This window comes from Amycolatopsis sp. NPDC104863 (assembly GCF_055582965.1).
Map to the genome: position 1 here is coordinate 598,147 of NZ_JBVJOW010000005.1, position 10,381 is coordinate 608,527.

Sequence of the window (10,381 nt, forward strand, 5' to 3'; positions counted from 1 at the left end):
CGGAAAGTGCCGTATTGCCGGGGGCGCGCCGAGTCGATCACGATGCTGTCATGTCCACTTTCCTGCTGGTACACGGCGCTTGGCACAGCGGACGCTGCTGGGACCGCGTGGTCCCGCTGCTCGAGTCCGCCGGCCACCGGGTGCTCGCGCCGTCCTTGACCGGCTACGGCGACAAGGCCCACCTGCTGAGCCCCGAAGTCGGGCTCGGCACCCACCTCGACGACGTCGCCGCCCTGCTCGAAGCCGAGCACGACGTCGTCCTCGTCGGGCACAGCTACGCCGGGATGGTCATCTCCGGCGTCGCCGACCGGCTCCCGGAGCGGATCGCGCGCCTGGTGTTCCTCGACGCCATGGTCCCCGAAGACGGCGAGACCGCGGCCGACGTCATCCCCGTCACGAAACAGCTGGTCGACAACGCCGTCGACGGCTGGCGGGTGCCGCCGTTGGCCGGCAACTTCGGCGTCACCGATCCCGACGACGTCGCGTGGCTGCGCACGATGCTGTCCGACCAGCCGGTCCGGTGCCTCACGGAGCCGGTCCGGCTGGTCAACCCGGCGGCGAAGGCGATCCCGCGCACGCACATCCACTGCGTCGTCGGCCGGCCGGACGGCATCACCCGGCGTCCCGTGCCGCCGGGCGAGCCGGTGTACGAGCTGCCGACCGGCCACGACTGCATGATCACCATGCCCGCCGAGCTGGCCGGGCTCCTGCTCGAGGCGGCTTAGGACTTCGACTCGCGCACGAGCTCCCGGGCCTCCTCTTCGGTCGACACCGCGGGCCCCGAGCCCCAGAGCGGCTTGTTCGCCGTTTCGCGGCTGAAGAAGACCGCGACGGCGCCGATCGCGGCGGCCGCCATCATGTACCAGGCAGGCCAGTAGTCGTGGCCGGTCGACGAGATCAACGCCTGCATGACCAGCGGGGTCGTGCCGCCGAAGAGCGACACCGAGATGTTGAACGCGATCGACAGCGCGCCGTAGCGAATGGCGGTCGGGAACAACGCGGGCAGCGCCGCGGGCATCGACACCTCGAAGCAGAGCAGCAGCAGGCCCAGGCCCATCAACCCGAGGAAGGTGAGGACGAGGCCGCCGTCGTGCACCAGCAGCATCAGCGGCCACGACAGCACGAGGTACCCGATGCAGCCGGCCATCATGACCGGCTTGCGCCCGACCTTGTCGGTGATCCGCCCGCCGACCAGGATGATCAGCATCATCACGACCATCACGACGATGATCAGCAGCAGCCCGTGCGTGGCGTCGAGGTGCAGCTGCTCCGACAGGTACGTCGGCATGTACGACAGCAGCATGTAGTCGGTGACGTTGAACACGAGCACCAGGCCGACGCAGATCAGCAGCGCGGGCCAGTACTCGGTGAACATCTTCCAGAACGGCTCGCCGGAGCGGCCGCGCTTCTCGGCCTCTTCGGCGTGCTTCTGGAACGCCGGGGTCTCTTCGAGCTTGAGCCGCATGTAGAGGCCGATGATGCCGAGCGGGCCGGCGACCAGGAACGGCACCCGCCAGCCCCAGTCGAGCAGCGTCTCGTGGGGGACCCAGGCCTTCATGCCGGTGACGACGGACGCGCCGAGCACGTACCCCGAGAGCGTCCCGAACTCGAGCCAGGAGCCCATGAAGCCACGGCGTTTGTCAGGGGAGTACTCGGCGATGAACGTGGTCGCGCCGCCGTACTCGCCGCCGGTGGAGAAGCCCTGCACCATCCGCGCGAGCACGAGCAGGATCGGCGACCAGACGCCGATCGAGGAGTAGGACGGGATCAGCCCGATGCACAGGGTCCCGATGGCCATCATGATCATGGTGACGGCGAGGACCTTCTGCCGCCCGATCCGGTCGCCGAGCGGCCCGAAGACGAGCCCGCCGAGCGGCCGCATCAGGAAGGCGGCGGTGAAGGCGCCGAAGGTCCCGATCAGCCGCACGCCGGGCGACACGGTGGGCGGGAAGAACACCTCGGCGATGGTGTCGGCGATGTAGGCGTAAACGCCGAAGTCGAACCACTCCATGGCGTTGCCGAGGGCCGCGGCCCCGACCGCGCGCTTGAGCAGCGATTGGTCGACGACGGTGATGTCCTCGTACCGCAGTTTCTTCTTCCGCCTGATCTTCGGTGCTGAACGTGCCACCTGACCACCGTGCACCGGCGATCGGACGTTCGCACGCTGAGCCATCCGGTCGTGAGGGTTACCACCACTGGCTCATGACCACGCAACGCGCCCACACGGGATGGGGGTCCGGGGGTTCACCCCCGGCGGGGGTGTGGGGGTTCGACCCCCACAAAAAGGCGAAACCCCAGGCCAAGGGAAGGTTGCGAAGCAACCGACCAGCCTGGGGCAATTGGGGTGAGCGACGGGTTTCGAACCCGCGACCTCCTGGACCACAACCAGGTGCTCTACCAGCTGAGCTACGCCCACCATCGCCGAGAGGATCCGCTTGCGATCACCTCGCTGGAAGTAATCGTAGCGGGTGCCCTCTTACGATTTTCAGGGGGCTACCCCTGGTGCTGTTCCTGCACTTCAGCGGCGACGGCCTTGGCTTCGTCACTGGTCGGCCCGGGCTGCGGGACGAACGCGACCCGCCGGTAGTAGTCCAGCTCGCCGATGGACTCCTTGATGTCCGCGAGCGCGCGGTGGGCGAGGCCCTTTTCCGGCTTGGCGTAGTAGATCCGCGGGTACCAGCGGCGCACGAGCTCCTTGACCGACGAGACGTCGACCATGCGGTAGTGCAGGTGGGCGTCGAGGGCCGGCATGTCGCGGGCGATGAAACCGCGGTCGGTCGCGATGGAGTTGCCGGCGAGCGGCGCGGTGCCGGATTCCGGGACGTGCTCGCGGATGTACTCGAGCACGCGGCGTTCGGCTTCTTCGAGGCTCACGGTGGAGCGCCGGACCTCTTCGGTGAGGCCGGAGTGGGCGTGCATCTCGCGGACGACGTCCGGCATCCCGGCGAGTTTGTCCTCGTCGGCGTGGATGACGATGTCGACTCCGTCGCCGAGCACGTTCAGCTCCGCGTCGGTGACGAGGGCGGCGATTTCGATCAACGCTTCCTTGCCGAGGTCGAGCCCCGTCATTTCGCAGTCGATCCAGACTAGGCGGTCGGTCACCTGGTGACCCTAACCCGACACGGGGACAAGAGGGGCGTTACCTGCGCGTACGGCGCGTTACGCTCGCCGCTGTGGTCCGGGACACAAGATCGGGGAGCTGAGAGTGACCGAGCAGGGGTCGCCGGCGAGCGAGATCGCCGCTGGTTATGCGAGTGAGGGTGCCGCGCTGGAGCTGGGCGCGGTGGTGATCGACGGCCAGGCCGACGCCGCCGCCGCGGTACGGCTGCCGTTGGCGACGCTGAACCGGCACGGGCTCGTCGCGGGGGCGACCGGCACGGGCAAGACGAAGACGTTGCAGCTGGTCGCGGAGCAGCTGTCGGCCGCCGGGGTGCCGGTGGTGCTCGCGGACGTCAAGGGTGACCTGTCCGGGCTCGCGGCGGCCGGCGAGGCGAACGACAAGGTGTCGAAGCGCTCGCAGGAGCTGGGTGACGACTGGGCGGGCACGGCGTTCCCGGTGCAGTTCCTGTCGCTGGGGACCGGCGGGAAGGGCTCGCCGATCCGCGCGACGATCACGAGCTTCGGGCCGGTGCTGCTGTCGAAGGTGCTGGGCCTGAACGAGACGCAGGAGTCGACGCTCGGGCTGATCTTCCACTGGGCCGACCAGCGTGGCCTGGCGCTGCTGGACACGAAGGACCTCCGGTCGGTGATCACGCACCTGACCAGCGACGAAGGCAAGGCGGACCTCAAGGGCATCGGCGGCGTCTCGGCGGCGACGGCCGGGGTGATCCTGCGCGCGCTGTCCAACCTGGAGGCCCAGGGCGGCGAGGACTTCTTCGGCGAGCCGGAGCTGGACGTCCACGACCTGATGCGGCAGGCCGACGGCAAGGGCGTCGTCACGCTGCTCGAGCTGGACAACCTCCAGTCGAAGCCGGCGCTGTTCTCGACGTTCCTGATGTGGCTGCTGGCCGAGCTGTTCGAGGAGCTGCCCGAGGAGGGCGACCTCGACAAACCGAAGCTCGTCTTCTTCTTCGACGAGGCGCACCTGCTCTTCAACGACGCGTCGAAGGCGTTCCTGGAGCGCATCGAGCAGACCGTGAAGCTGATCCGGTCGAAGGGCGTCGGCGTGTTCTTCTGCACGCAGCTGCCCACGGACATCCCGAACAACGTGCTTTCGCAGCTCGGCGCGCGGATCCAGCACGCGCTGCGGGCGTTCACGCCGGACGACCAGGCGGCGCTGGCCAAGACGGTGAAGACCTACCCGAAGACGAAGTTCTACGAGCTCGACACGGCGTTGACGTCGCTGGGGATCGGCGAGGCGATCGTCACGGTGCTGTCGGAACGCGGTGCGCCGACGCCGGTCGCGTGGACGCGGCTGCGGGCGCCGCGGTCGAAGATGGGCTCGATCGGCGCAGAGGCCGTCGCCGCTTCGGTTGCTTCGTCGGACCTGCACGCGAAGTACGCCGAGACGATCGACCGGGAGTCGGCTTACGAGAAGCTCGCCGCGAAGGTGGCTCCCGCTCCCGAAGCGGCTCCCGAGGCGCCGCCCGCTGAGGTTCCTGCGCCGGCTCCGCCTCAGAAGGACGACCCGGGGTTCATCGAGTCGGCGATGAAGAACCCCGCCGTGAAGTCGTTCATGCGGTCCGCGGCGAGCGCGCTGGGCCGGGAGATCACGCGCGGGCTGTTCGGCAACCGGAAGCGCTGAGAAAACCTGACGCATCCTGTCAGGTATCGCTGCGAAGCTGGTGTCCACAGCGAAGAGAGGGACTGCCATGACCAGCACCGCGACCGCGTCGTTCGTCCTCGACCAGTGGGAGCCGCAGGCGACCGACGAGGCCGCCGGCACCGAGTTCGCCCGGGTGGCGATCGCCAAGACGTTCACCGGGGCGGTCGAGGGGACCAGCACCGTCGAGATGCTGACGGCGTCCAACGCGACTTCGCGCGCGTACGTCGGCTTCGAGCGTCTCGCCGTCTCGGTCGACGGCCGCAAGGGCGCGTTCGTCCTGCACCACTCGGCCGACGACACCGGGCTGACGCTGAAGATCCTCACCGGCTCGGGTTCGGGTGAGCTGACCGGGATCTCCGGCTCCGCGAGCATCGAGCTGGACGCGGAGCAGAACCACACCTTCACGCTCACCTACGAGCTGTAGACGGCGCGAAGGCCGTTTCGAGAGCCCCCGATTGACTCTCGAAACGGCCTTCGCCGGTTCCCCGCTCCCCGAAGCGGGTGGGACGGGCCGCCCCGACCACGACCCGTCCGCGTCCTAGTTGTTCACGATCTGGTCGACGATCTTCTTGGCGTCGTTGATCGGGATGGCGAAGCCGATCCCGACGCTGCCCGCGGAGCCGTTGGCCGAGGCCGTCGGGCTGTAGAGCGCCGAGTTGATGCCGATCACGTTGCCGTTCGCGTCGACCAGCGCGCCGCCGGAGTTGCCCTGGTTGATCGAGGCGTCCGTCTGGATCGCGGTGTAGCTGGGCGAGTCCGCGGTCTGGTTCGACGTCCGGTTGAACGGCGACTGCTGCTGCTGCTGGCCCTGCCCGATGTCCGACAGGTTGCGGTTCAGCGCGCTGACGATGCCGGTGGTGACGGTGTTCTGCAGCCCGCCCGGCGAGCCGATCGCGACCACTTCCTGGCCGACGGCGAGCTTGCTCGAGTCGCCGAGGGAGGCGGCGGTCAAGCCGCTGGCGCCCTGGGCCTGCACCACCGCGATGTCCGCCTTGGTATCGGCGCCAACCACGCTGGCCTGGTACTTCTTGCCGTCCGACGTCGTGATGACGACGTTCTGGGCGCCGTCCACGACGTGCGCGTTGGTCAGGATCCGGCCGTCCGAGGTGAGGATGACCCCGGAGCCGATGGCCTCGCCCTGGTCGGTCGTCACGTTGATCTGGACGACGCTCGGCGTCACCTTCGCCGCGACGGCGCTGACATCGCCGGACGTGGAGTTCGAGACCGTCTGGCCGTTGGCCGCCGGCGTGCTCACCGACGTCGTCGTGCCGTCCGCCGAGGACGTCGTGAGCCCGACGATCGCGGCGCCGCCGACCCCGCCGACCAGCGCGGCGCCGAGCGCGGTCGCGCTGACGATCAGCGCGACCCGGCTTCCCTTGCGCGGCTTGGTCTTCAGCGCGGTCGGGGCCTGCGGCGGCTGCGGCGTGAAGAGCGGATTCGGCGCGGCCTGCTGCTGCGGGTAGCCGTACTGCGGAGCGTACGGCCCGTACTGCGGAGTGCTCTGGTGCGGCTGGTGCCCACCGGGTGAGGCGGGGCCGGGCCGACTCTCGTTCTCGGTCATGACACCAGGTTCGCGCCCGCGCTTGTGAGCAACCTGTGGAAACACCTCAGGCTTTGCTGAGAAGAATCAGCTGAGAAAACTCAGCTGGTTCTCAGGCGTCAGGCGAAGAACGACGGGACGTCCAGCGCACCTCCCGCCGCCTCGAACTCGTCGTGCACCGCCTTCCGCAGCTCGGCGTCGCCGAGGTAGTCCGCGGCGGTCAGGGCCAGGCCCAGCGCGCCGTCGCGGACCGCCGCGTCCCCGGTGGGCGAGCCGGCCGCGGCCGCGAACTCCTTGGTGTGCAACGCGACCGTCGGACCCGAGACGGCCAGCATCGGGTGCAGCGCGGGCATCCGGTAGGAGAGGTTGCCGAGGTCGGTCGACCCGGTCAGGGACTCCGGCACGATGCCCGGCGGCAGCGGTTTGCGGCCGGTGCCCGCCTCGTTGACCGACCAGCGCCCGGCGAGCGCGGTGTTGAACCGGATCGGCAGGTAGGCGGCCTGGGCGTCCCAGATCAGCTCGACCCCGCAGCCGGTCATCGCCGCCGCGCCCTCCGCGATCGACGTCATGCGCGCGGCGAGGTCGCGCAGGGTGTCCGGGCTCTGGGAGCGGAGGTAGAACAGCAGTGCGGCGCGGGCCGGGACGACGTTCGGCCGGGCGCCGCCGTCGGTGAAGATCCCGTGGACGCGGTCGCTCTGCGGGAGCTGCTGGCGCAGCGCCGAGACGCCCTGGTACGCGGCGACGGCGGCATCGAGCGCGTTGCGGCCCATGAACGGCTGCGCGCTCGCGTGCGCGCCGACGCCGTGGAAGACCATCTCCAGCTGACGGCGGCCGAGGAACGGGTGCAGCGCGATGTCGTGGCTGAACGGGTGCAGCATGATCACGGCGTCGACGTCGTCGAACACCCCGGCGCGGGCCAGGATCTCCTTGCCGCCACCGCCTTCTTCGGCCGGCGTGCCGATCAGGCTCACGCGGCCGCCGAGCCGCTCGGCGACGGTGGCGGCGCCGAGGAAGCCGCCCGCGGCGGTGGTGCAGATGATGTTGTGGCCGCACGCGTGGCCGAGGCCGGGCAGCGCGTCGTACTCGGCGAGGACGGCGATGTGCGGGCCGTCTCGTTCGGGCGTGCCGACCCGCAGCGCGGTGTCCAGGCCACCGACGCCGACGGTGGCTTCGTGGCCGTGGCGCTGCAGGAGGTCGGCAAGCGCTTGCACCGAGCGGTGCTCGGCGAACCCTTCCTCCGGATTGGCGTGCAGATCTTGGCTCAACGCCACCAGATCGGGCGAACTCCGCTCGACCGCGGCGGTCACCTCGGCCCGCGTCGCCTCGTCCGCGCCGGGGTAGGGCGAGGACAGCGGTTCGGCGGCCGCGACGGCGTCGGCGGTGGCCTCGACCAGGGAACGCAGGTAGCTGTCATCGGGCGGGACGGGCTCGTGGTGGGTCATGGGGCGATGCTAACCGGCGGGCCCGACAATCCGCGGCGCTCAGGTCAGCCGGCCCGCCACGATCTGGGTGACACCCGCGTACCGCTCGGTGATGTCGGTGAACCCGCGGGCGCGCAGGCTCGCCGCCACTTCGCCGCGGTCGAACATCCGCTGCCCGCTCAGGATCCCGCCGACGGACTCCGCGACTCGCGCGGGTTGCCAGCCTCGACGGGCGCTCGTGAGCAGCACGACCCGGCCGCCCGGCTTGAGCACGCGCGCGAAGGAGTCCAACGCGGTTTCCGGCTCGGCGAACATGTGGAGCGCGGCGAAGCAGCAGACGCCGTCCACAGTGGACTCCCGCAGCGGGAGGCGCACGGCGTCCGCGCGCAGGTAGGCGACGTCGGCGCTGCTCTCGGCGACGGCCTTGGTGAGCATCGTGCGCGCGCCGTCGAGGCCGATCGCGAGCCCGTCCGGCCCCACGGCCGCCCCGAACGCGCGGGTGAACCGGCCGGTGCCGCACGCGACGTCGAGCACGGTCCGGCCGGGTTCGAGGCGGAGGAGCTCGGTGGCGAGCCGGACCTCGCCCGCCATGCTCGGGCCGAGCGGCCCCTTGAGCGCGCGGCCGAGGGCGGGGCGCCAGTACCGCTCGTAGACCTGGGGGAGCAGGGTCGTGCGCATCAGGCGCTGCGTGAGCCCGGTCGGCGGACCGGCCTGGTTCGCGGCGCCGAGCAGGTCGAGGAAGCCTTCGCCGCGCTCGGCTGGTTCGTCCAGCAGCTTCTCGAGGCGTTCGAGTGCGGTGGTCACAGGCCCTCCCGGAGTTCGGATACCGGCAGTATGCCAAACCGGGGCGGGGTGCGCGCCGTTCGCTCGATCGAGTGAAGAAAGCCGGGCTCAGACGTTCGAGGCCGGAAATTGTCGGTGCCGGTTCCTAACGTCGTCGGCGAGGTTCCCGATCCGAGGAGGAGAGATGACGGTTTCCATGGTGGACAACACAATCGCGGTGCGCGGCGAGTTCGACCTGGCCGCGGCGGCCCGGTTCCTGACCGGGTTCGCCCCGGCCGGCCAACCGGAAGCCCGGCCGGGCGCACTCCGGGTGGCCTTCCCACTCGACGGCGAGTGGACCCCGGTCGGAGCGGTGCTGCGGCAGAGATCGCCCGGCGAGGTGACGGTGGAGGTCCACGCGCCGCCCGCGCAGACCGACGCCGTGGTGGAGCAGGTGAGGAGGATCTGCTCACTGGACGTCGACGGCACGGCGTTCCCGGAGGTCGGCCACCGCGACCCGGTGGTGTCCCTGCTGCGGGATCTGCAGCCGGGGCTGCGTCCGGTCCTGTTCGCGTCCCCGTACGAGGCGGCGTGCTGGGCAGTGCTGAGCCATCGGGTCTGGATGACCCAGGCGGTCCGGCTGCGCCGCCGCTTGACGGAACGCCACGGCACGGAAGTCGACGTCGGCGGAGTGACCCTGACGTCGTTCCCGGCGCCGGAGGTGCTGGCGGAGCTGGAGTACCTGCCGGGCCTGTCCGGCCGGAAGGTCCAACGCCTGCGCGGAATCGCTTCGGCGGCCGTCGCGGGCGCGCTCGACGCGACCGCGTTGCGGGCGATGCCGCCCGAGGAGGCGCTGAAGGGGCTGCAGCTGCTCCCGGGGATCGGCCGTTTCAGTGCGGAGCTGATCCTGATCCGCGGAGCGGGCCACCCGGACGTCTTTCCCCGCGGGGAGAGCCGTCTTCACGAGATCATGCGGGAGGCGTACCACCTGCCGGAAGCGGAGGTCGCAGAGCTGACGGAGATCGCGGAGGCCTGGGCGCCGTTCCGAAGCTGGGTGTCGTTCCTGTTCCGCGTCGAGGGCGAAGCGCGGATGAGGGAGTCGCGATGACCTGACCCGGCAGGCGGGATGTCGGGGTTCGCGCGAGCTTGATCACCTCGCCGAAGCCACGCCCGCGGCGGCCGTGTGGACTCTCGCCTGACAAGGGTGCACGGCACCCCGCCCGGCCATGATGGACCGCAGCCGCCGGACCTCCGCCATCCGGCGCTCGGCAAGCCGGTCGGCCGCCGTCGCCGGGGGCACGCCGTCGGCGACGGCCAGCTCGAACACGGTCTTCGTCGTGTCGAAGATGGCCGTGGTCCGCACACGGCGAGGTGCAACCGACCGGCCGCCGGCGGCAGTCCGCGCTCGGCGACCAGCTGCACGGCCTGGGTGATCTCGCGTCCGTCAAGAAGCCGCATCGCCGCCGAGCCTGCAACGGCCGCGCCGGCGTCCGCGGCCGAGCGAGCGGAGCCAATGCGGGCTGGCGTCGGGCTTCGCATACGAACTCCGGGTCACGCCATCGGGGAGTTCCGGCCTACCCAGTCTCGGCTTCCGCGGCGGTCGCACACCTCGCCTGTCGAGACCGCCGGCAGGACGGTGACCCTGGGCACCGGTTTCAGCCGCCAGCAGCCGCGTGAGCTCGGCTTCGAGCTGGGCGCGACCGGGTAGCCCGGTCACCTGGTCGAGGGAGGCGGAGCTTTCGGGTACCCGCGAGCCACCTCCTGGTTCTCAGATCCCGCTCCCGCTGGAGTCTGCATACCGGCCCGGCGCAATCGACGGGCTCGGTCGGAGCGCCTGCCGCTCGTCGCTCGGCGGGGAACCGGAACGGGGCGAGGCGACTGTGTCCGGCGTGC

At 70.5% G+C, this 10,381-nt stretch carries 9 protein-coding genes, 1 tRNA gene and 1 pseudogene; 4 read left to right on the plus strand and 7 right to left on the minus strand.

Going from position 1 to position 10,381, the window contains the following annotated elements:
* Nucleotides 1-50: 50 nt before the first annotated feature.
* A complete protein-coding gene (locus ACZ63J_RS29670; protein WP_465401138.1) occupies nt 51-725 on the plus strand; it encodes an alpha/beta fold hydrolase in 675 nt (224 codons plus the stop codon).
* Here the strand turns inward: ACZ63J_RS29670 and proP are convergent.
* From proP to orn, 3 genes are all read right to left on the minus strand, one after another.
* Nucleotides 722-2,173: a glycine betaine/L-proline transporter ProP gene (gene proP / locus ACZ63J_RS29675; RefSeq protein ID WP_465340863.1), complete on the minus strand. Its 1,452-nt coding sequence runs from the start codon at nt 2,171-2,173 to the stop codon at nt 722-724. The genes ACZ63J_RS29670 and proP overlap by 4 nt on opposite strands.
* A gap of 167 nt (nt 2,174-2,340) precedes the next feature.
* A tRNA-His gene (locus ACZ63J_RS29680) sits at nt 2,341-2,416 on the minus strand.
* 77 nt (nt 2,417-2,493) lie between these two features.
* Nucleotides 2,494-3,102: an oligoribonuclease gene (orn, locus tag ACZ63J_RS29685; protein WP_465303816.1), complete on the minus strand. Its 609-nt coding sequence runs from the start codon at nt 3,100-3,102 to the stop codon at nt 2,494-2,496.
* Nucleotides 3,103-3,205: 103 nt separating this feature from the next.
* Between orn and ACZ63J_RS29690 the strand changes: the two genes are divergently transcribed.
* Both ACZ63J_RS29690 and ACZ63J_RS29695 read left to right on the plus strand, forming a co-directional pair.
* Entirely contained in the window at nt 3,206-4,744 is a 1,539-nt protein-coding gene (locus ACZ63J_RS29690; RefSeq protein WP_465401139.1) for a helicase HerA-like domain-containing protein, read from the plus strand.
* 67 nt (nt 4,745-4,811) lie between these two features.
* A complete protein-coding gene (locus ACZ63J_RS29695) occupies nt 4,812-5,189 on the plus strand; it encodes a DUF3224 domain-containing protein (RefSeq protein WP_465401140.1) in 378 nt (125 codons plus the stop codon).
* A gap of 114 nt (nt 5,190-5,303) precedes the next feature.
* On the opposite strand, the gene ACZ63J_RS29700 is transcribed toward ACZ63J_RS29695, so the two are convergent.
* The 3 genes from ACZ63J_RS29700 to ACZ63J_RS29710 all read right to left on the minus strand — a co-directional run bounded on the left by ACZ63J_RS29700 (nt 5,304) and on the right by ACZ63J_RS29710 (nt 8,530).
* A complete protein-coding gene (locus ACZ63J_RS29700) occupies nt 5,304-6,326 on the minus strand; it encodes a S1C family serine protease (RefSeq protein ID WP_465401141.1) in 1,023 nt (340 codons plus the stop codon).
* A 98-nt stretch (nt 6,327-6,424) separates the two neighbouring features.
* Entirely contained in the window at nt 6,425-7,747 is a 1,323-nt protein-coding gene (locus ACZ63J_RS29705) for a M20 family metallopeptidase (RefSeq protein WP_465401142.1), read from the minus strand.
* Nucleotides 7,748-7,786: 39 nt separating this feature from the next.
* Entirely contained in the window at nt 7,787-8,530 is a 744-nt protein-coding gene (locus ACZ63J_RS29710) for a class I SAM-dependent methyltransferase (protein ID WP_465401143.1), read from the minus strand.
* 163 nt (nt 8,531-8,693) lie between these two features.
* On the opposite strand from ACZ63J_RS29710, the gene ACZ63J_RS29715 reads away from it, so the two are divergent.
* Nucleotides 8,694-9,596 carry a DNA-3-methyladenine glycosylase family protein gene (locus tag ACZ63J_RS29715; RefSeq protein WP_465401144.1) on the plus strand — a complete coding sequence of 301 codons (903 nt, stop codon included), beginning with the start codon at nt 8,694-8,696 and terminating at the stop codon, nt 9,594-9,596.
* A 117-nt stretch (nt 9,597-9,713) separates the two neighbouring features.
* On the opposite strand, the pseudogene ACZ63J_RS29720 reads toward ACZ63J_RS29715, so the two are convergent.
* Nucleotides 9,714-9,848, minus strand: a pseudogene (locus ACZ63J_RS29720) (valine dehydrogenase); the annotation flags it as partial.
* Between the last annotated feature and the right edge of the window lie 533 nt (nt 9,849-10,381).